Annotated in this window: 15 protein-coding genes; 8 read left to right on the forward strand and 7 right to left on the reverse strand. The window is 62.0% G+C overall.

Annotated elements, in window-relative coordinates:
* Positions 1 to 42: 42 nt before the first annotated feature.
* Together FR699_RS06625 and FR699_RS06630 are read left to right on the forward strand one after the other, a co-directional pair.
* Positions 43 to 216 (forward strand): hypothetical protein, encoded by a 174-nt coding sequence (locus tag FR699_RS06625; protein ID WP_154551200.1) that lies wholly within the window; start codon positions 43 to 45, stop codon positions 214 to 216.
* Complete coding sequence (locus FR699_RS06630; RefSeq protein ID WP_158854844.1) at positions 213 to 521, forward strand: hypothetical protein; 309 nt, start codon at positions 213 to 215, stop codon at positions 519 to 521. The genes FR699_RS06625 and FR699_RS06630 overlap by 4 nt, the downstream gene beginning before the upstream one ends.
* 569 nt (positions 522 to 1,090) lie before the next feature.
* Here the strand turns inward: FR699_RS06630 and FR699_RS06635 are convergent.
* Genes FR699_RS06635 through FR699_RS06645 form a run of 3 tightly spaced genes read right to left on the reverse strand, consistent with a single transcriptional unit; the run spans position 1,091 to position 5,926 of the window.
* Complete coding sequence (locus tag FR699_RS06635; protein WP_158854846.1) at positions 1,091 to 1,990, reverse strand: ScpA family protein; 900 nt, start codon at positions 1,988 to 1,990, stop codon at positions 1,091 to 1,093.
* Positions 1,991 to 2,038: 48 nt separating this feature from the next.
* Entirely contained in the window at positions 2,039 to 5,614 is a 3,576-nt protein-coding gene (gene smc / locus FR699_RS06640) for a chromosome segregation protein SMC (RefSeq protein WP_158854848.1), read from the reverse strand.
* 48 nt (positions 5,615 to 5,662) lie between these two features.
* A complete protein-coding gene (locus tag FR699_RS06645) occupies positions 5,663 to 5,926 on the reverse strand; it encodes a bZIP transcription factor (protein WP_154551195.1) in 264 nt (87 codons plus the stop codon).
* A 181-nt stretch (positions 5,927 to 6,107) separates the two neighbouring features.
* Here FR699_RS06645 and FR699_RS06650 point away from each other — a divergent pair, with 181 nt between their 5' ends.
* The 6 genes from FR699_RS06650 to FR699_RS06675 all read left to right on the forward strand — a co-directional run bounded on the left by FR699_RS06650 (position 6,108) and on the right by FR699_RS06675 (position 17,615).
* A complete protein-coding gene (locus FR699_RS06650; protein WP_158854858.1) occupies positions 6,108 to 7,487 on the forward strand; it encodes an ATP-binding protein in 1,380 nt (459 codons plus the stop codon).
* Between the two features lie 250 nt (positions 7,488 to 7,737).
* A complete protein-coding gene (gene gatB / locus FR699_RS06655; RefSeq protein ID WP_158854860.1) occupies positions 7,738 to 9,225 on the forward strand; it encodes an Asp-tRNA(Asn)/Glu-tRNA(Gln) amidotransferase subunit GatB in 1,488 nt (495 codons plus the stop codon).
* 2 nt (positions 9,226 to 9,227) lie between these two features.
* Positions 9,228 to 9,425, forward strand: coding sequence for an HVO_2922 family protein (locus tag FR699_RS06660; protein ID WP_154551192.1), 198 nt, complete (start codon positions 9,228 to 9,230; stop codon positions 9,423 to 9,425).
* A 322-nt stretch (positions 9,426 to 9,747) separates the two neighbouring features.
* Entirely contained in the window at positions 9,748 to 12,447 is a 2,700-nt protein-coding gene (locus tag FR699_RS06665) for a cation-transporting P-type ATPase (protein WP_158854862.1), read from the forward strand.
* 352 nt (positions 12,448 to 12,799) lie between these two features.
* Entirely contained in the window at positions 12,800 to 14,860 is a 2,061-nt protein-coding gene (locus FR699_RS06670) for a histidine kinase N-terminal 7TM domain-containing protein (protein ID WP_158854864.1), read from the forward strand.
* A gap of 217 nt (positions 14,861 to 15,077) precedes the next feature.
* Positions 15,078 to 17,615 carry a DNA topoisomerase I gene (locus FR699_RS06675; protein WP_158854866.1) on the forward strand — a complete coding sequence of 846 codons (2,538 nt, stop codon included), beginning with the start codon at positions 15,078 to 15,080 and terminating at the stop codon, positions 17,613 to 17,615.
* 24 nt (positions 17,616 to 17,639) lie between these two features.
* Here the strand turns inward: FR699_RS06675 and FR699_RS06680 are convergent, their stop codons facing one another.
* From FR699_RS06680 to FR699_RS06695, 4 genes are all read right to left on the reverse strand, one after another.
* Positions 17,640 to 19,820 carry an amino acid permease gene (locus FR699_RS06680; RefSeq protein ID WP_158854868.1) on the reverse strand — a complete coding sequence of 727 codons (2,181 nt, stop codon included), beginning with the start codon at positions 19,818 to 19,820 and terminating at the stop codon, positions 17,640 to 17,642.
* Between the two features lie 6 nt (positions 19,821 to 19,826).
* The gene (locus tag FR699_RS06685) at positions 19,827 to 20,183 is read right to left on the reverse strand and encodes a hypothetical protein (protein ID WP_158854870.1); all 357 of its coding nucleotides are present in this window, start codon (positions 20,181 to 20,183) and stop codon (positions 19,827 to 19,829) included.
* 324 nt (positions 20,184 to 20,507) lie between these two features.
* On the reverse strand, positions 20,508 to 20,975 hold the full coding sequence (locus FR699_RS06690) for an Lrp/AsnC family transcriptional regulator (RefSeq protein WP_154551188.1): 468 nt from the start codon (positions 20,973 to 20,975) through the stop codon (positions 20,508 to 20,510).
* 59 nt (positions 20,976 to 21,034) lie between these two features.
* The gene (locus tag FR699_RS06695; RefSeq protein WP_154551187.1) at positions 21,035 to 22,213 is read right to left on the reverse strand and encodes an ABC transporter substrate-binding protein; all 1,179 of its coding nucleotides are present in this window, start codon (positions 22,211 to 22,213) and stop codon (positions 21,035 to 21,037) included.
* Positions 22,214 to 22,351: the final 138 nt, after the last annotated feature.

The raw sequence follows: 22,351 nt of genomic DNA on the forward strand, positions 1-22,351 counted from the left end.
GATCTACTGGTTTTGGTTTAGTCACACGAGAGTGAGGATGGTATGGTTTCACGCCCCAAACTACTCTCGACGCTCGGCGAGAGTTCGGCCCTCCTCGCGGGCTGTTCGGTGCTTTCGTCCGAGCCGCCGGGCGTTGCGATCCAGAAGCGAGAGTTTCTGAACCGATTGAGTGAACGCCGGACAGTCGAATATCGGATCGACCGGGACGGTCAGTGATCGGACAGAGCATCCCGCTCTCCGGGCAGGATGTGGAAGACGAGAGCTTCAAAGAGTCTACCTACGAAAAAATCACTCACGAAGAACTACACGAGCGAGCTGTCTACACGGTCAGGTGGCGTCTCGCCGGAAGTGACGAATGGGACGGCCCCGCGATGTACGATGGGAAGTCGTTCACGTGTGTCGGCCTGAAGTTCGACGTTGTCGAGCGATCGGACGGCGATGCGGTGGCTCTGTTCAATGGCGACCTCGCGAACGAGCGCTGTCCCGCACTGACACTCACGACCGAAGGCGAATCTGACTGAATGAGAGGCCGATCGAGCGGTCAATATCGTCGACAGTAATGGACGAACCGTCGGTGAGATGGCAGTGGTTTGCGTTCGGAATCCGAGGCGATTGAGAGGCGAGGTGACCAACCCGGGGCGTGCCCGCCATCTCAGCTGACGGCCGACTGGTCGGAATCGCCATCGCGCTCGTGCTCAGCTCCGGCGTCGTCGTGCTGGAATTCGAGAACGAGACAGTCGCGCGTGTTCGTGCTTGCATGCGCTGGCCCGTCGGCCGTGACGCCGATCATTCTGCTGGGGGCGTTCAGCGGCCCTGCCGACGGTCCGGTTTCCCCCACGGAATTCGCGAGCAGCGCTATCCTCACCTCGACGCTGCTATCGATCCCAATACTGACGGTCCTGATCGCGCTCCGCGAAGCCGTCGTCTACGTCCCCCTCACCGCCCGTCGTCGTGAACGTACTCGAGTGCCGCGTAGTAGCGATTCCGGTCGAATCGATCGTCCAGTTCGGCCAGGCGCTCGCTGACACGTTCCGGGGTCATGCCGTGTGTGGGAGTAGCACGGCCAGAACCGTACTGATTCCTCACGAACTCAGTCGTCGGCAGCGGCCACGTCGCTTTGCTGGGTCACGTCGGGATTTCTGAGCCAGAGGTCGCCAAAGAGTGTGTCTTGCTGGAGTTCGACTCGGCCCGTATCGGCCAAAAAGAGGACACCGAGGAACGTCTCGATGCGGGAGCCGCCGACTGCCTCGACTTCAGCGAACAAGACCTCCTCGCGGCCGGCTTCGTAGTGAGATTCCAGTTTCTCGGCCACCGACTCGACCAGTTCCTCGACGTTCTCGCCGTGGGCCGTACCGGTTACGTCGGCCGCCGTCGGTTCTGAATCGTCCCGGAAGTCGTCGCTGGCTCGATAGTCCAGTTGCTGGGTGCCACGCTGGAACCCGCGCGGGGAGTCACTGGTGTCGTACTCTCTGGAATCTTTCCACCAAGTGTCGCGTTCGGCCTCGCGTAACTCCCTGACGAGTTCGTCCAGTGTCTGTGGCGTCCCGCGAGCACGCTTGCGATCGAGGCGCCGATCCATCTCGTCTTCCAACGCGTCGAACGGATCGCCATCCACGGTCTCGCCCGGCGCACCGACGAAGGGGTCGGGTTCCGGTTCGGGTTCTGGCTCGTCGTCGTCCTCCAGCAACGCGTCGCTTTTCATCCGGAGGAGGACACTCGCGTAAAACAGCGCCCGCCCGGAGGTGCGAAGATCTGCCTCGTCGAGACGGTCCAGGAATTTGTCCGTCACGACCACGACGTCGATGTCCCAGGGCTCGATCTCGCCCTCCTCAGCCATCGTCACCAGTACTTCGACCGGTTCGACGTCTGCCTCGTCGTCGATCGACGGCCCGTCGGTCGGCGGACTCGCGTCCGTCAGGACCTCCGTGCCGCCGTCCGGTCGCTCGCGTCCCTCGTGGCCAGCGATGTCGAGTGGGACGTCCTCTGTCATCGATTCGACCCTCCGTATGCTGTCTGTCCACAGCCAGCCCCGTCACGGTCAGTCATCGGCAGACACCTCCCCAGCGGTATCGCTCAGGTCGATCCCGGTGACGGCACTGACGTTATCTTCGCCCATCGTCACGCCGATGGCCCGCTCTGAGCGTTCGAGCATGGCCGAGCGATGGGAGACGACGACGAACTGGGCCTCACCCGCGAGGTCGTCGACCATTTCGCCAACGAGGTCGGCGTTGGCCGCATCCAGAAAGGCATCGACCTCGTCTAGGGCGTAGAACGGGGCCGGGTTGTGCCGCTGGATCGCGAAGATAAAGGCTAGTGCCGTCAGTGACTTCTCGCCGCCGCTCATCGCGGCGAGTCGCTGGATCGGCTTATCGCCCGGCTGGGCCTTCATCGTCAGCCCACCGTCGAAGGGATCGTCCTCGTTTTCGAGATGGAGCCGGCCCGTGCCGTTCGAGAGTCGTTCGAAGATGTCCTGGAAGTGCTCGTCGATCGCCTCGTAGGCGTCCATGAACGTCTCCTTCTTGCGGGCCTCGTAGGTCTCGATCCGCTCGCGGATCCCATCGGCCTCCGCGACCAGCGTCTCGCGTTTGGCCTGGAGGTCTTCGAGGTCCTCGTTGACCGCGTCGTACTCCTCGATCGCGAGCATGTTCACCGGCTCTAAGGCTTCCATCCGGGATTCGAGCTGGCCGATCCGCGTCTGGACGGTGTGATGATCGGGAATCTCGTCGGGATCGTACTCCCCGACCGCCGACGCCAGTTCCTCGATCTCCCACTGCAAGCGCTGTTGGGTCTCGCGCTCGCTCTCTAATTCGCTCTGGACGGCGTTGACGCGCTCTCGGTGCTCGTCGCGGGCCTCGCGAGCCGCTCGCACGTCCTCACGGAGCTCCTCGCGTTCGCCCTTCAGCTCGGCGAGTTCCGCTTCGAGTTCGGCGACTGCGTCCTCTTTGTCGGCCAGCAACGCCTCTTGTTCGTCGATTTCGCCCTCCAGCTCCTCGATGCGCTCGTCCTGCTCGGCCTTGCGATTCTGGGCCGACTCGATCTCGTCGTGGAGGTCCTCGATGGCCTCCTCGGCGTATTGGTTCTCGAGCTGGAGTTCGTTCAGCTGGGCGTCTAGATCTTCGAGTTCGTCCTCGCGCTCGTCGATCGCCGCCCGGATCGTCTCTGCCTCGTCGGTCAGGGCCGGCAGCTCGGAGTCTTCGATCTCGCTTTCAAGCTGGGCGATCGTCGCCTCGGCGTCTTCGATCTCGGCCTCGATAGCCTCGATCTCTGCCTCGATCTCGTCCATCTGTGCGGAGACGTCCTCGCGCTCTCTCTCGATTTCTTCCAGCTCGCTTTCCAGCGCTTCGATGCGCTCGTCGGCCTCCTCGCGTTCGCGTTCGCGGCGCTCGATCTCGGCCTGTATCTCCCGGAGTTGCTCGGCCGCCTCCGAGCGACGATCACGGGCATCCTCCAAGCGCTCCTCGACGTCACGCAACTCCTCGCGAACGGACGTACGTTCGTCCTCTAGGTCCGTGATCCGCTCGGCAACTCGCTTGAGGCGGCCTTCGCCACCCGAAAAGGAGTACCGGGACCCGCTCGAGGAGCCACCAGTCATCGCACCGCTCTTCTCGACGAGATCGCCGTCCAGGGTCACCAGGCGGAACTCGCCCATGAGGTCGCGGGCTGTCTCCATGTCTTCGACGACGAGCGTGTCGCCGAGGACGTAGCTGAACACGCCCGAATACTGCGCGTCGAAGTCGACGAGGTTGTACGCGAAATCGACGACGCCTGGCAAATCGGGCGGCGAGGGCAGCGACCGATCGTGCATCTCGGTCATCGGCAGGAAGGTTGCCCGCCCGGCGTTGCGGGACTTGAGGTGTTCGATGCAACGCTGCCCGACACCGTCGTCCTCGACGACGACGTTTGCCAGTCGCCCGCCTGCGGCTGTCTCACAGGCGTCTGCGTACTCGGGATCGACGCCACCGAGGTCGCCGACCGGCCCGTGAACGCCCGCGACGTCGGCCTTCTGGATCGTCGTGACCGCCCGGCCATAGGAGCCATCACCGGACTCCTCGGCGCGAGCTTCGAGTTCGGCGTACTCCTGACGGGCCGCCTCTAGGTCGTCTTCGATTTCCTCGATGTCGGCTTGCAGATCGCGTTTCTCGTCTTGAAGGTCTTCGACTACCTCGTCGATCGTCTCGCGGTTCTTCCGTGCCTTCCGGCGTTCGTCTTCGAGATCGTCGATCTCGGCATCGATTTCGGGAATCGACTCCCGCTGACTCTCGATGGTCGATTCGATCTCTCGTTGCTGGTTCGAGCGTCGCCGGGCCTCATCGAGCAGGCGGTCCTGCTCGCGCTGGCGGTCGTTCCGGCGCTCTTTTGCCTCCTCCAGATCGGCCTTCTTTGCGTCGAGTTCCGCGCGGACTTCCTCGTATTCAGCGCCGACTTCCTCGATCTCTTCCTCGACGGCCGCAAGGTCCGCCTGCAGGTCGTCGATCTCGGCTTTCACGGAGGATTTCTCGACTTTGGTCTCCCGGATCTCGGTCTCCAGGTCGTCGATAGTCTCCTGCTTGCGGTCGATCTGGACAAAAGCCTCACGGCGGTCGGTCTCGGCGGCCTCGCGTTTCTCGGTCGCACTCTCGACGGCGTCTTCGAGGCGGGCGATCTCGCCTTTGATCTCCTCGATCTCGCGTTTGAGTTGGAGTTGCTCGTCTTCGCCTTTCCGCTCGATCTCCGCGTTCAGGTCTTCTAGCTCCGCTTCGAGCCGGAGGACCTTGCCCTGGCGTTCGTCGAGTTCACGCTGGCGCTTTTCGAGGGTCGCCTCCAACTCGTCGATCTCGGCGTCGATCTCGGCCAGATCGTCGCGTTTGTCTTCCAGTTCGGCGGCCTTCTTGTAGGCCTCGTATTCGTCTTTCTCGTCTTTGAGTTCCTGGTATTCTAGGGCCGTCTCGCGCTCGTCTTCGAGTTGTTCGAGGCGTGTCTCCTTTTCTTCGATACGGAGTTCGGCCTCGTCGATACGGTCTTGGACGGTCTCCAGTTCCGCAAAGGCCTGCTCTTTTTTCTTGTCGAACTCCGCGACGCCGGCGATCTCGTCGATGATCTCCCGGCGAGCACCCGCGGTCATGTTGATGATCTCGGTGACGTCGCCCTGCATGACGACGTTGTACCCTTCCGGAGCCACCCCGGCCTGGGCGAGTAAGTCCTGAATATCTCCGAGATTGACAGACCGACCGTTGATGTAATAATACGAGTAGTAGTTGTCTTCGGTCTCTTTGACGCGGCGCCTGATCTCGATGTCCTCGATGTCACCGACGTTCTGGCTGCCGGCGGCGTTTTCGACCTGCGATCGGGAGAGGGTTCCGTCTGCGTTGTCTAAAACGACGGTGACGCTGGCTTCGCGCTCGCCGTCCGGTCGCTGTCCATCCTGATGACCGGGGTTGTAGATGAGATCAGTCAGTTTCTCGGCACGGATCCCCGACGTGCGGGCCAACCCGAGTGCAAAGAGAATCGCGTCGACGATATTGGACTTGCCCGAGCCGTTCGGGCCACTAATCGTCGTGAAGTCCTCGTAGAAGGGGATCCGTGTCTTGCGCCCGAAGCTCTTGAAATTGTCCAGGACGACCTCTGTGATGTGCATATGGTGAGACGACTCCTTCCGGCTGAGATCCGGGCACCCTGTCGGACCTCAGGCGATGATGATATCCGATTCTGTCTCGGCGTCGTCAGGGATGTCGTCCCCCTGGCCCTTATCGGCTTCGGCCGCATCCGACTCGGGGACTGACTCGTGTTCGATCTCGGCTGGCTCTTTGAAGCCAGTGTTGTCGTCGACGACGTTTTCGAGTTCCCGCAAGCGAACTTTGGACTCGACGAGTTCGTCTGTGAGTCCCTCGACGGTGGCTTCGAGATCCTTGACTTTCGCTTCCAGTTCCTCGACGCGATTGTCGCTCATACGTCCATCACCTGCCTCTGTCCGCTTAAACTTACGTCAGACATTCACATCCTTTCTGATACGTCTCAGCAGTGAGGTGCCGTGTGCCATTTTGAGGGACCGTTCGAACGAACGGGAAATCATTTTTGTGCCGGCCAGAGAAAATACGTATAGGTATGTGTCTGGGAAATAGGCGTCCACCATGATAGAGCGTGGGCCGATCCGCGTTCTCGTCGTCGACGACAGCGAGTTCTTCGCCGAGATGACTGCCAAGACCCTGGAGACAGAACATGGGTTCGAAACGTTCGCCCGAAAGAGTGCCCACGAAGGGATCGAATTCCTCGCGGACGAGCGGGTAGATTGTATCGTCAGCGATTACGAGATGCCCGAGCAGAACGGCCTCAAATTCCTCGAAACCGTCAGAGAGACGGTCGACGAGGAGATTCCGTTCCTCTTGCTCACTGGTCGCGGTGACGAGGAGGTCGCGAGCGAAGCGATCGCCTCGGGCGTCGATGACTACTTCCTGAAGCTCAAGGTCGTCGAAAACAAGGAGTATGGCCGACTTGCAAATCGCATCCGGAGCGTCGTCAGCGAGAACCGTGCCCAGCAAAAGTACGAGCTCCTGGTCACGTCCTCACCGGATGGCGTCGCCCACGTAGCCAGCGATGGGACGGTACTCACGGCGAACCCGTCACTTGCGGCTACTGTCGGCTCGGAACGCGAGACCGTCATCGGCAGTACCCTCCCGCAAGTCTTCGGCGATGTCGGCAACGAGCGTCTCGAGACGGGACGAGCCGTGATCGCAGATGGCAAACCGAAGCGAAGCGAGGACGTCTACGAGGGCAAGCACTTCCACAACATCTTCGTCCCGGTCGATTTCGATAGCGATCACGACACCTTTCAGCTCATCTCTCGGGACATCACCGAACGAAAGGAACGCGAGCGAGAGCTCCAACGCCAGAACGAACGGCTAGAGAAGTTTGCCAGCGTGGTCAGCCACGACCTCAGAAACCCACTGGAAGTGGCACGGGGGTCGGCGCAACTGATTGCCGATGAGTGTGACGAGACCGACGCAGTCGATCGGATGGATCGTGCACTGACCCGGATGGATCGGCTGATAGACGACGTTCTCACGCTCGCTCGACAGGGAAAGGCCGCCCATCAGCCCGACGCGGTCGATCTCGCTCATATCGCTGAAGAAGCCTGGGCGAGCGTCAGGACCGAGTCCGCCCGGATCGACATTGCCGATAGTGGAATGATCGAAGCGGACCCGGGCCGATTACAGGAACTGCTCGAAAACCTCTTCAACAACGCTGTCACGCACGGTGCAGAAGACGTGACGGTCCGTGTTGGCGTCGCTGATCGGGACGGGTTTTACGTCGAAGACGACGGCCCCGGCATTCCAAGCGACCGACGGGAAGAGGTGTTCGAACTGGGATACTCGACGGCGGACGACGGCACTGGCATGGGGCTGTCGATCGTCCAGCAGATCGCCTCCGCCCACGGGTGGGATAGTGAAATCACAGACGGACGCGACGGCGGAACTCGGTTCGTATTCACCGACGTCACGTTCTTGGAGTAACACGCGCCCGGTGACAATGGTCGTTATCTAATCCAGAGATCGACCCAAACACATCGCTGAGTCTGGGCACAGCTCGGTGAACGGTGACGTTTGTCGGATCGGCTCCGGAACTGCTTCCCGAGAAACTGGTTCGTATCCCTGATTTTCGAAGAAGCCGGTCGCTGTCGTCGTCAGGAGAGACAGTGTCTCGGCGCCCGTCGCGGCCGCCCGGGTCGTTAGCCTTTAGCCGCGGCGCTGACAATCGCGGGCAATGACTCCCCAAGCTACCCAAGAACACGAACACGCGGTCGTGATCGGGCTGGAAGTTCACGTCCAGCTCGAAACCGACACGAAGATCTTCTGTGGCTGTTCGACCGACCTCGCCGAGGCCGAGCCCAACACCCATACCTGCCCGGTCTGTCTTGGCCTCCCCGGCGCGTTGCCCGTCCTCAACGAAGCGGCCGTCGAGGCGGCCGTGCGAGTCGGCAAGGCCATCGATGCGTCGATTCCAGAGCAAACCCGCTTTCACCGGAAGAACTACTACTACCCCGACCTGCCGAAGAACTTCCAGATCAGCCAGTACGACGCGCCGATTTGCCAGGACGGCGAACTCGAATTCACTGTCGAGGGCGAGCGCCGCACGGTCGGGATCGAACGCGCTCACCTGGAGGAAGATCCGGGGAGCCTCCAACACCAGGGCGGGAACATCGACACCGCTGAGTACACGCTCGTCAACTACAACCGCGCCGGCGTCCCCCTGATGGAGGTCGTCACCGAGCCCGACTTCCGTGACGCGACGGAAGTCAGAGCTTTCCTCGCGAAGCTGGAGGAGGTCCTCGAATACTTGGGTATCTTCGACGCGACGCGGGACGGCTCGCTTCGAATCGACGCCAACCTCTCGCTGGTCGAGGCCGAAGAAGTCGACGAGGCTGGGGAGATCGACGACGACGTGCTGGCCGAGGCCAACCGGACGGAGGTCAAGAACATCTCCAGTCACAAGGGCGCAGAGAAGGCACTGGCCTACGAGGCCCAACGGCAGAAAAACGCCGTCCAGCGCGGCCGCGAGGTCGAGCAGGAGACCCGCCATTGGGACGAGTCCCGCGGGATCACCGTCTCGATGCGCTCGAAGGAAGAAGAAAAGGACTACCGCTACTTCCGGGAGGCCGACCTGCCGCCCCTGGAGGTCAGCCACTGGAAAGAAGAGCTATCGATCCCGGAGCTTCCGGACGCTCGGCGCGAACGCTTCGGCGAGGAGTACGGGCTCAACGAGGAGGCCGCCTCGAAGCTCACCACGACCAAGCAGGTCGCAGACTTCTATGAGGACCTGGCTGCGGAGTTCGATCCCGACCTCGTGGCGACCTGGGTCGCCGACGAACTGCTGGGCGAACTCAACTACCGCGACATGGCGATCACCGACGTGACCGAGCGACTCGACGAGATCGAGCGCCTGGTCGAACTCGTCGCTCGCGAGGAGATCACCGCCAAGAACGCTCGCGAGACCGTTCTCCGGGGAATGCTCGACGACGGCGAGGACCCCGACACGATCGTCGACCGGGAGGGCCTGGGCAAGACCGGCGGCGACGAACTCCGAGGTGCAGTCGAGGAGGCCATCGAGGAGAACCCCGATGCCGTCGCGGACTACCACGACGGCGATGGCGGCGCGATCAACTTCCTGGTCGGCCAGGTAATGCAAAAGACCGGCGGCAGTGCGGACCCCGGTGACGTGAACGCGTTGTTGCGAGAAGAGCTAGCGGAGTAACCGTGCCAGCCGAACCACGGTTTGAACTGTTTCTCGATCGAGCCGACGAATGGCGCTGGCGGCTCGTTGCGGCAAACGGGGAGATCATCGCCGACAGCGCCGAGGGATACGTCTCGAAACAAGGGGCAAAGCGCGGGATCGACAGCGTCAAGCGGGTCGCCGGGGGCGCGACCGTCGTCGATACCTCGGATCGGGAATGACTCACCATCAGAGCGGAGTGTCACGAGGATATCGCTGTGTCGGTCAGTATCGCCCATGTCGCGGCCCGAGACGGGAGATTCCTCGATAAGCCGACTGTTCGGGACATCCGTGCCGAGAACGCCCAAATGGCCGGAAAACGGACAGTACTGTCGAAATAGGTGATTTATTACTCCGACCGTCGTCTTGGGGAACGATTGTCGATGACCGAGCCAGGAAGCCACCGATCCACGTTTCGAGTTGTCTCCCCGATACGTCGCGCTACAACGAGCACCCACCAGCCAGCACCGGCCGTGAACCGCCACAGGCAGATCTGAAAGGACGATGAGCGACGCACACACGGAGACAGCCTGGCACAGCCAGCCCGGCGCGGATGTCCTCGATGCTGTGAATTCGGGTCCGGACGGGCTCAGCGAGGCCGAAGCCAGTCGTCGACGCGACGAATACGGCCCCAACGAGATCCGTGACGACGAAGAGATCTCGCCGTTGGCGATCTTCGTCGATCAGTTCCGGGACGTCCTGATCTACCTGCTGATTTTCGCCATGCTGATCTCGCTTGGCGTCGGGTTGCTCCCCGGTCACGAACCCGAATACATCGACGCGGCACTGATCGGCCTCATCCTATTGGCCAACGGGATATTCGGGTTCGTCCAAGACTACCAGGCAGAGAAGTCCATCGAGGCGCTGAAAGACCTCTCGACGCCAGACGCGACGGTCATCAGGGAGGGCGAACGTCACGTCGTCGACTCTTCGGAAGTCGTCCCAGGCGACGTCATCGTCGTCGAAGGCGGCGACGCGATCCCCGCCGACGCCCGCCTCATCGAGACCGCGAGCCTCGAAACCGACGAGTCGGCCCTGACCGGTGAGAGCGCCCAGGTCACGAAGGACATCGGTCCGACCGACGAAGACGCGCCGATCGCCGAACGGACCGGCATGGTGTACATGAACACCTCGGCCGTCCGGGGCCGAGGTCGGGCCGTCGTGACCGAGACCGGAATGGATACCGAGGTCGGGGCCATCGCCGAGCAACTCAGCGAGACCGAAGACACGCAGACGCCCTTCCAAAAGGAGGTCGACCGGCTCGGTCGGACGATCGCCCTCGGGATCATGGCGATCATCGTCTTGGTCGGGATCATCCAGTTGCTGTTTACGGGCGCCGGCCCGATCTCGACGCTGCTGGTGGCGATCACACTCGCTGTCGCCGCCGTGCCGGAAGGACTCCCTGCGGTCGTGACGCTAACCCTGGCGCTGGGTTCGCGGCGGCTACTCGACGACAACGCCCTCGTGCGGCGACTGCCAGTCGTCGAGAGTCTCGGGTCAGTCGACGTCATCCTGACGGACAAGACCGGAACACTGACCGAAGACGAGATGACCGTCCGGCGACTCTACACGGACGGGCGAGAGTACGACGTGACCGGGACGGGGACGACCCCGACCGGCGAATTCGAGCGCGACGACCAAGCAGTCGATACCGAACCCCTCGAAGCGATCCTGCGCTGCGGGACGGTGTGTAACAACGCCGAACGCGCGCCGGCCGAGGAAGACGAGGCCTTCTTCGGCGACCCAACTGAGGTCGCACTCAAGGTCTCGGCGGAGAAAGCCGGCATCGAATCCACTGGCGAGCGTGTCCGTGAGGTCCCCTTCTCCTCGGCACGCAAGCGGATGACCGTCGTGACTGACGACGAGACCGCCTACATGAAAGGGGCACCAGAGATCGTCCTCGAACGCTGTGACCGGATCCGCGAGGGCGGCGAGGTCGTGGAACTCACCGACGAGCGTCGCCAGGAAATCCTCGATCGCAACCAGTCTTTCGCGACCGACGCTCTGCGCGTCCTCGGGTTCGCCGAGAAGTCCAGGGCCGACCCTGAAGCCGAAGCCGACGAGATCGAGTCCGGCATGGTCTTTTTGGGCCTGCAGGGGATGATCGACCCCGCCCGCGCGGAGGTCCCCGACGCCGTCGCGGACTGCCGGAGCGCCGGGATCGACGTGATCATGGTCACTGGGGACAATCGCGAGACGGCCATCGCGATCGGCGAGGAAGTCGGGTTCGATCCGGCGGGCGCGATGACCGGCACGGAGGTCGAGGCCCTCTCGGACGAGGAACTTTCCGAGGCCGTCGAGGACGTCGAAATCTTCGCGCGGATGGCCCCCGACCAGAAAGTTCGGGTCCTCGAAGCCGTACTCGAAAACGACCACAACGTCGCGATGACCGGCGACGGCGTCAACGACGCCCCCGCCCTCAAACGCGCCGACGTCGGCGTCTCGATGGGCGAACGCGGGACCGACGTCGCCCAGCAATCCAGCGACATGGTGTTACTCGACGATAACTTCGCGTCGATCAGAGACGCGGTTGCCGAGGGTCGGGGCGTCTTCGACAACATCCGAAAGTTCGTCAACTTCCTGCTGTCGGCCAACGCCGGCGAGGTACTCGCGGTGTTCTTCGGCGTCCTGATCGGTAGTGCACTGTTTCCGTCCCAGTTTGCCAGCGAGTCCCAGGCACTGATCCTGACGCCCGTCATGCTGCTGTGGATCAACCTCGTGACCGACGGCCTTCCGGCGCTGGCACTCGGCGTCGACCCCAAGACCGACGGGATCATGGAGCGACCGCCACGTGGCGCGGACGAACCGGTGATCAATCGCCACAGCCTGGTTTTGATCGTGGCTTTCGGTCTGATCTACGCGGCGATTGGCCTGCCGCTGTTCTTCCACGGCCTCTCCGTGAGTGACGATCTCGTCGTCGCACAGACGCTGCTGTTCACCTTCATCGTCATCGGGGAGATTATCCAGGCCCAAATCCTGCGGTGGCCCTACGGCCTGTCGTTGTTCTCGAACAAATGGCTCGTCGGGGCACTTGCGAGTTCGATCGTCCTCCACCTGGGTGTGCTGTACACGCCCGTGAACACGTTCTTCAGCGTCGAGCCGCTGGGCTGGACCCACTGGCTGTGGATGACCGCAGCAGTCGGTGCGTTTACGATGCTCGGAACTGCACTGGTCTTGGGACTCGACCGGCTGTTCGACTCTTGAGGCAGGCCCAAGAGTAGCCCCCTGCCTGACCGCAAAGCCCCGACGACTCGTCGACACGGACTTCGTGGCCGTCCGAGCAAACTATCGCGGCTTCCCGGCACACCGCCCGTGAGCGAGGGGTTTCGTCGCGTTTGACGATCCAGTCAGTGATCGAGTCGAGGCTGTCGTCGTGTCACTCCAGGAGTGGGTCGTCTCTGCTCGGGGTGTCGTCTGCTGTCATATATCGATGGTTTCCAAACTAGATGGGTCTACAACCCGGTGCAAGCTACTGCTGATCGGCAGATCCGGCCGATGCAGAGTTGTCATAAAAGTGATAGAACTGATAAGGGAATCGCTTCTGATATTTAGAAGTGTGGAATTCACAGCTGGGCTACCAACGTGGATTTTACTCGTCGTCTCCGGTATCAATATAGGCATTGCGATTATCGCTGCGCGCCGGCAGGGAGTCCGGGGCGCGATCCCGTTTGCTGCCGTGATGGTCGCTATATCACTGTACACGCTAGGAGCCGGCGTCCGAGCAGCGAGTGAGACCCTTACACTGTATCGAGCTGGGACCGTCGTCAAATATGCCGGCATCCTTGGACTCGGACCCACGCAACTTTGGTTCGGCGTAACCTACACCGGGAGAGATTCGCTGCTCACCACGCGGCGGTGGATACTGTTGCTGGCGTGGCCAGCCATCGCCTTCGTCCTCGTCGTGACCGCACCGATGCACGACCTCCTGTGGACCGTAAAGGGATTCGCCACAACAGCACCATTTGCATCGGTCAACCGCGTCGACAGCCCACTCGTCTGGGTGAATATCGCATATACATACGTGTTGATCGTTGTGACGTATGGGCTGATAGCGGAAGTCGGACTCAACCGAGGCGGTCGGTATCGCACGCAAGTCCTGCTGATACTGTCTGGCGGCGCGGTGCCGTTCGTGGGTTCGATGATACTGTTGCTGTACGGGAACCCATCGGCAGCCTGGGATCCAACAGCGTTCGCGAGTACGATTACCGGTATCGTCGTCGCAATCGCACTGTTTCGGTTTGACTTCCTTGATTTGGTTCCCGTCGCGAGACACACGCTCGTCGACGAGATGAGCGATCCGGTTTTCGTCGTCGACATCGACGATCGTGTCATCGATATAAACAAAGCAGGGATAGAACTCTTGGGCACCCAAAAGCAGGACTTTCTCGGACAGCCCGCTGCTGAGGTCATTCCCTCGTTCGACTGCTTGCGTGACAGCGATGAGAATTCCAGTACTGACGTGACCGTCGAGACCGACGATACCGTCCGGTTTTTCGATAGTAGCCGGACGACACTGACCGACAGGACCGGCACACCGAGAGGGTCGATATTCATCTACCGTGACGTGACAGAGCGCCACGCTGTCGAGGAGCGATTCAAGCGACTCATCGAGCAGTCCTCGGATATGGTTGCGATTATCGACGGAGACGGAACAATAACACACGTCAGTCAATCGGTCGAGGAGATACTCGGGTACGAAACGGACGATTTGATCGGTGAAAACGTCGCCAAACGCGTCCATCCTGCTGATAGAGAGACGATCCGCTCGGATCTGGCCGAATACATCGACGAGGACGGATACACCAGTACGTACAGAGTGAGGGTCCGCAACTCGGCCGAGGAGTGGAGAGTTATCGAAGCACGAGCGAGAAACTTACTCGAGGACCCGTTTGTCGAAGGGGTCGTGCTAAATGTGCGGGATATAACGAAGACTCAACAGCAAAAGCGAAAACTCGAACGGCAGAACGAACGTCTCGATCAATTCGCCAGCATCGTCTCTCACGATCTCCGGAATCCGCTGAACGTCGCCACTGGGCGCCTCGAAATGCTCACGGCAGACGTTGGCGAGGGTCATTCGGACTCTATTGAGACGATCCAGCGCCAACTCGACCGCATGGAACAGATCATCGAGGATTCACTCACGCTGGCCCGATCCGGAGAGACGGTAACTGAGAGGACGCCCGTGGATCTCGAAACGCTCGCCCGTGACGCCTGGAGCAGTGTCGAAACCGCTAACGGAGCGCTCGTGATCGAACAGTCCCTGCAACTGAACGGAGACAAGAATCGTCTGCGCAACGTCTTCGAGAACCTCTTTCGAAACAGTATCGAGCATAATGAGTCGGCTAGTCTGACCGTCAGAGTTGGTCCCCTCTCCGAGGAACGTGGGTTCTACGTCGAAGACACTGGCAGCGGCGTTCCGAGCGAGGAGCGTGAAAGTGTATTCGAGCAAGGATACACGACGAGTCAAGACGGGACGGGCTTTGGTCTCGCTATCGTCTCGGACATCGTCCAGGCCCACGGCTGGCAGATTTCACTCGCGGAGAGCGAAAGCGGCGGCGCGAGGTTCGAAATCGAGTGCACACAGCCCCCGGTCGAGAGCGAACACACCAGCAGGTGAGGTTCCTGTGCGCGAGACGGCTATCTCGATGGAGTCGATCGACACCGATTATTGTGACGAGTTCACATCGGTCAACACGTCGACAGCGCATGCGCGCGAGTAACGCGTGCGCGTCTTGTCCCGCCGCAGTCGGGCGATTTTATCGCCGAAAGACATATGGGACGTTCTCCGCGTAGCGAGGCATAATGAGTGACCAGCCTGCCGGTGGTGATCGGCGGTGCGCCTGATCGTCACCGAGAAGGACAATGCCGCTCGGCGGATCGCCGAGATCCTCAGTGGCGAATCAGCGAACGCCGAGCGGCAAAACGGCGTCAACGTCTACCGATGGGGCGGCCAGCGTGTCGTCGGCCTCTCGGGACACGTCGTCGGCGTCGATTTCCCGCCCGAATACGAGGACTGGCGGGACGTCGAACCGGTCGAGTTGATCGACGCCGACGTCGTCACGACGCCAACCCGCGAGAACATCGTCGCGACGCTACGGAGTCTCGCGCGGACGGCCGAGGGGGTCGTCATCGCGACAGACTACGACCGCGAGGGCGAACTCATCGGCAAAGAAGCCTACGAGCTGATCCGCGAAGAGACTGAAGCACCCGTCGAACGCGTCCGCTTCTCCTCGATCACCGAGCGGGAAGTCCGTGAGGCCTTCGAGAACCCGGACGAGATCGACTTCGACCTCGCCGCGGCAGGGGAAGCCCGCCAAATCGTCGATCTGATCTGGGGAGCAGCACTGACGCGGTTTCTCTCCCTTTCAGCGAAGCAACTGGGGAACGACTTCATCTCCGTCGGCCGAGTCCAGAGCCCGACGCTGAAGATCCTCGTCGACCGCGAGCGCGAAATACAAGCGTTCGAGCCGGACGACTACTGGGAGATCGTCGCAGACCTCGCGAAAGACGGCGACGCCTTCGAGGCCCAGTACTTCTACGACGACAACGGCAGCGAGGCCGAACGCATCTGGGACGAATCGGCCGCCAAAGCGGCACACGCGGATCTCGCGGACACAGATCGGGTGACTGTCACGGAAGTCCGCCGACGGACGCGGACCGACGACCCGCCGGCCCCCTTCGATACGACCGCGTTCATTTCGGCGGCCGGCTCGCTGGGCTACTCTGCTCAACGCGCCATGTCGATCGCCGAAGAACTGTACACCGACGGGTACATGACCTACCCCCGGACGGACAACACGGTCTATCCGGACGATCTCGATCCCGAGGAGCTACTCGAAGCCTTCGAAGGCAACTACGAGTTCGGCGACGACGCCCAGAGCTTGCTCGAAAACGAGGACATCGAACCGACCCGCGGCGACAACGAGTCGACCGACCACCCGCCGATCCATCCGACCGGCGAGATCCCCGACCGCGACGAAATCGGTGCGGATGCCTGGGAAGTCTACGAACTCGTCGTCCGGCGGTTCTTCGCAACTGTCGCACAACCGGCCACCTGGGCACACCTCCGCGTCGTCGCCCAGTGCGAGGGGCGATCGCTGAAGGCAAACGGCAAGCGGCTGATCGAGGAGGGATACCACGCCGTCTACCCGTACTCCTCGGCCGGCGAGACGTTCGTCCCCGCCGTCGAGGAGGGCGACGAACTCGCGATCAGCGACGTCGAACTGGAAGCCAAGCAAACCCAGCCACCCCGGCGATACGGCCAATCACGGCTGATCGAGCGGATGGCCGATCTCGGCCTGGGGACGAAAGCCACGCGCCACAACATCATCGAGAAACTCTACGACCGCGGCTACGTCGAGGACGACCCACCCCGGCCGACGAAACTCGCAGAGGCGGTCGTCACGGCCGCCGAAGAGTACGCCGATCACGTCGTCAGCGACGAGATGACGGCCCAACTGGAGGCTGACATGACAGCGATTGCCGACGGTGACGTGGCCCTGGAAGACGTGACCGCCGAGTCCCGGGAGATGCTCCGGGAGATCTTCGAGGAACTTCGCGCCTCGCGCGAAGAGATCGGCGACTTCCTACAAGAGTCACTGAAGGCCGATCGGACCCTGGGCCCTTGTCCGGACTGTGGCGAGGACCTGCTCGTCCGGGAGAGTCGCCACGGCTCGCACTTCGTCGGTTGCGATGGGTTCCCCGAATGTCGATTCACCCTCCCGTTGCCGAGTTCGGGCGAGCCACAGGTGATAGACGAGACCTGCGAGGATCACGACCTCCAGCACGTCAAGATGCTCGCTGGTCGGGACACGTTCGTCCACGGCTGTCCGCGTTGCAAGGCCGAGGCAGCCGACGAGAGCGAGGACGAGGTGATTGGGACGTGTCCCGAGTGCGGGGCTAGCGGTGCTCCAGCGGAGCACCGGAACGGAGGCGGCGAAGCCGCCGAGACAGATGAGGGCGGCGAGTTGGCCATCAAACACCTTCGATCGGGCTCGCGCCTGGTCGGGTGTACGCGCTATCCCGACTGTGAGTACTCGCTGCCGCTGCCCCGCCGGGGGGAGATCGTCGTGACCGAGGCGACCTGCGAGGACCACGAGTTACCACACATCGAAGTCCACGACGACGGGGACGACGAGCCCTGGGAACTGGGGTGTCCGATCTGCAACTACGAAGAGTTCCAGGCCCGCAATGCCGTCGAAGAACTGGAGGACATCGACGGCATCGGCCCGGCGACTGCCGAAAAACTCGAAGACGTTGGCGTCGAAGCGCCCGAAGATCTCGAAGCTGTCGATCCCGACACGATCGCCGGTGACGTCCAGGGGGTCAGTGCGGATCGAATCCGGGAGTGGCAGACCGAGTTGTCCGCCTGAGTTCCGTTCTGGCACCCACGATCGTCAGTACACGATACGCTGGATGAGTCGCCCGATCAGTCCGGGCTGTCCGTCGCCTCCGGGGTGTAACACGAGCGCGTTTCCACGTTTCGCGACGTCGATCCCGGGACCAGTACGGAGGATCGCACCGCCCGTATCGGCAACGACGACGATATCGGCGTCGTCGGTCGCCCGAACGAGGGCGGCCGCGTCGTCGTCGCTCTCGACGATCGCCGATTCGGTCGGGACCGAACAGAGATCCGCCATCTCGGCGTGGTACTGGTCGACCGAAGCACGCCGTTCCTGGGTCGCATCCGGCGCGATCCCGTGGACGAGTTCGATCGTCGCCTCACGGGCCGTCGCGAGCAGGTTCGCGATCCGAACTTTCTCGGGGTCGAAGGGACCGCCGTCGTCGACTAGGGCGATGCGCTCGATGCCATCGAGGCTCTCGGCGTCGACGCCCAATACGTCGAACGAGCGGTTTGGGCCGAAGAGGACGTCCGAAAGACCCTCGGTGAACGTCGGGCCGGATTCGTCGACGACGAGAAGATCGTAGCCGTGGAGATCAGCGACGTTCGCCACCGCCCGGTCGACGTCGTGGCTGACGATCTCACCGTACTCGACGGGGACACCGGCGTTCTCTGCGAGGGTGGCTGTCCGTTCTTCGAACACCTGATCGGCTTCCGAGAGCGTCGACTCGGCGTACGACAGCGGCGTCTGGTCGGGCACCTGATCGAACTGGACGACCGTGACCGTCCCGTCTCGGGCGCGAGCGACCGGGACCGCCACGTCCAACAGTCGCTCCTCGGCGGCCGCCGTGGTGCCCTCGGTGAGCGCCACGAGGACGTCAGATTTATCGGCGTCGTGACAGACAGAGCGAGTCTCCTCGACGGCTCGCCTGTCGATGCCGCGTCGGATCGCATCAGTGAGTGCGCCTTCCCGGGCCACGTTGCGGTGAGCGTACGCGAAGTACCAGCCGACGCTACCGACGATGATAGCGATCGCACCGACAAACGGGATCAGTCCCATCTGGGTGAGCAAGACGAGCCCACCCAGGACGCCGAATCCCTGCAACCAGGGGTACAGCGGTGACTCGTAGCTGGGATCGTAGTCGATGTCACTCTCTCTGAATGCGACCAGAGCCACGTTGATCAACACGAACACGAGAATCTGGAACGCGCTCGCGAGTTTGGCGATATCCATAATCGGGACGAACGCGATCAGCCCCAGCATGACGAGACCCGTCAGGGCGATCGCCGTGACGGGCGTCCCGAACCGGTCGCTGACGTTGGCGAAGGTCGGCGGCGCGAGGTCGTCGCGGCTCATCGCGAAGGGGTAGCGCGACGAGGAGAGCAATCCGGCGTTGGCCGTACTAATCAGCGCGAAGATCGCCGCGATGACCACCGCGATGACGCCGGGCGTGGACATCGTCGCCTGAGCCACGTCGGCCACCGGCGTCTTCGAACCGACGATCCCTGACGGATCGACGCCGACGATCACTGCCACGACCAGGACGTATAGGAGTGTGGTGAAGCCAAGCGACCAGATCATCCCGCGGGGAATGATCCGATCGGGGTCCTCGATCTCCTCGGCGACGCTCGCGATCTTCGTCACCCCCGCATAGGAGACGAAGACGAACCCGGTCGCCTCCAGGATACCACCGGCTCCCGACCCCAGGAACCCGTCGAAGGAAGCAGTCTGGACCGACCCGAGACTCCCGCCGACGAACCAGGCCATCGCCGCGAGCATCACCCCGACGATAATGACCTGGAGACGTCCCGTCTGTTTTGCCCCAAAGAGGTTCACGAGGATGAGGACGGCTGCCAACGCGAGGGCGACCGGCTTGATCGGCAACTCGAAGTACAACAACAGGTACGGGACACCGCCGACGAGCGCGAGCGCGCCTTTGAACGAGAGGGCGAACCACGTCCCGATCCCCGCGATCGTCCCGAGGAGCGGTCCCATCCCACGTTCGATGTAGAGGTAGGTGCCCCCGGCTTCGGGCATCGCGGTCGCCATCTCTGCTTTGCTGAGTGCAGCCGGAAGGACGACCAGTGCGGCCAAAACGTACGCCAGTACCACCGCTGGGCCGGCCATCTTCAACGCGAGGGCCGGCAGGATGAAAATGCCACTGCCGACCATCGCGCCGATGCTGATTGCCAGTACTGATGCTAATCCGAGGTCTCGTTCCAGTTCTTTCGGCATTGTGAATTAAGCAGTCTCAAGCGAACGCTGAGCAGTGTACGCGAAGGGGTCGATCGGAGGAATCGTCGCTGCCGGGGTATCGTCGAACGCGGTCTCCTGGGCCGAATCGCCGACACGAGCGATCAGTCGGTCGACACCGTGGCCGGTGGGGAGCTGTCGGGCGGGGAGTGGTTTGATTGATGCACGCCGAGTCCCGAGGAAGGCGACCTCGGTCCGCAACTTCTCGCCATCGACCTCAGTCAGTTGCGCCGAGACACTGGCGCGCTCGGCCCATCGTTTCTGGTCGCCTCTGACGTCACTGGTCGATTCGACGGCGAGAACGTCTTCACGATCGATGCTACGCTGACTCATCCTGGCAGCCATGCTCCTGGGTCGTCTCGGAGGGCGATCACCGTCTTGTGTACACAGTCTCCTGTGCACGTCGAACCACGTTGCTGCATTCGGTTAGCCGTTATTCACGGAGCGTGATAAACTAGTCGCCTTTTTCGACGGTTCGTCAAATAAATCGGCAAATATGACTGAGGAGGGGCGTAACTCGATGGGAGACAGCGACGACGCTCAGGCAGAGCGGCCACCACGACGACGTTTCGATATCCGTCTACAGACCCCGACTGCGACGGGACGAAAACAGCCAGATCGTGAGGAAATGAACGGCAGGCCGGGCCACAGAGGCGTCCACCGACGGGACTAGTCTTCGACGGCAAACCCCTCGTAGGGCGTCTCGTACTCGTTGCGAATGATATCCTCGTCTTCGATCGTGAAGCCAATCTCGTCGAGTTCCCGACCGATACGGCTCAGGTCGTCGCCGTCCCGGCCGACAGCCTCGACGTGAACGTTTTCGTTGCCCGTCATCACTTCCCGGACGGCGACCACACCGTCGACTTCTTGGGCTTGGTTCGCGAGCCGCTCCCGTTGGGGAACCGGGGCCGTACAGAGAATGAGTGTGTGTAACTGTAATCCGGTTTGTTCGTAATTGATCTCTGCGTGGTACCCCGTCAACACCCCGTCGTCTTCGAGACATTTGATTCGGGTTCGGACCGTACTCGGCGCGACATCCATGCGTTCGGCGATCGTGCTCGTCGACATGTTCCTGGCGTCGTGTTGCAACGCGTAGATGATGGCCCGATCGAGGTCATCGAGGTCGTGAGTCGCCATTGGACTTCGTTTCGGGTGGACGAAAAGAAACGTTGTGGTCGTCGTCCCGCGAGGGCGTCTTACTGTTCGAAGACGTCGATGATTTGGTCTGTAGCGGCGTCGCTGTCCCAGTCGGTCATGAACGACGCAAAGGCGTCGAGCAGTTCGATACGCGTCTGGGTGGTGGCGCTGAGGCCATGGGCTATCGACTGGGGCTGGTCGCGGGCACGCTCGAGGGCGCTGGCCTGATCCTGTCCGAACGCCGAAAGGGCGTCCGTCGGGGCATCACTCCGGGCTGGGAGCGATCCCTTGGCCCGGGTGAACGCGACTTGGCCGTCGGGCGAACCGGTATACTCCAGAAACGGACGGATGAGGGCCATGTCTGCGGCTTTCGAGGGCGTCATCGCGTCGATGCTGACGACGTACATGTCTTCGGTCCCGGGGAACGCGACGCGTTGCCAGTCGTCCTCGTAGGTGAACTCCGTGGTCCCGACGAAGACGCCACCAGCCCAGTCACCCTGCTGGTAGAAGGGGGCATCACCGGCGATAAACCGCTCGTTGGCTTCGACCAGTGACGTGTAGACGGCATCGTCGGGTGCCGCGGCGGCGAACGTGGCCACGATGTCGAGCGAATCCACGATAGCGTCCCGGTTTGGACGAGCACGGCCACCGGTCACCGCCTCGAAGGTTTCGTGATCGTACTGCCCCAGCAAGACGAGTTCCCAAAGCTGCAAGACGAGCCACGGTTCTTTCATCGGCAGCAGAAACGCCGCGCCGTCGATATCAGCCTCAGCCACGAGTGTGGCAAACTCGCGGGGGGAATCGGGCGTCGACGGATCGATGCCCGCTGCTTTGGCCGCAGCGACGTTCACGTAGAGGTCGTTGATCCGATGCATCGAGTACGGAACCGCTCGATACACACCATCGACCTGGGCGGCGTCACGAGCCACGTCCCGGTAGTTGCGTTCCATCGCAGTCTCCGTGAACAGGTCTGTCACGTCCGCGAGCACGTTCGCCTGGTCGTAAGCCCGGAGATTCGCCCCAGCCCACCCGGTCCAGACATCCGGTGGGTCACCGTCCAGAATACGACTTTTGACCTGAAGGCGCGTATTGTCGTAACTTATTGGGTCGATGGCCGTCGTGTGGGTTCGCCGATATTCCTCCAGAAACGCCTCGAGTGCGCGCTCACCGTCGCCACCAACGTGATAGTGAACGAGCTCGATCGTCCCGGCCTGGGGTTCACCCATTTTGGGTGCCATATACCTGATCTTTCATGAGAGAGCGACTTAAATACATTTGTTCGTCGGTCCGGTTCGCGCCGCTGGTATCGCAACGAAATCGAGGAGGTGGGCGATATCACGACACCATTGCGGGGCGAGTCAGGATAAGTGGAGTTT

It is taken from the genome of Halorhabdus sp. CUG00001, from assembly GCF_009797925.1.
Lineage (GTDB): Archaea > Halobacteriota > Halobacteria > Halobacteriales > Haloarculaceae > Halorhabdus.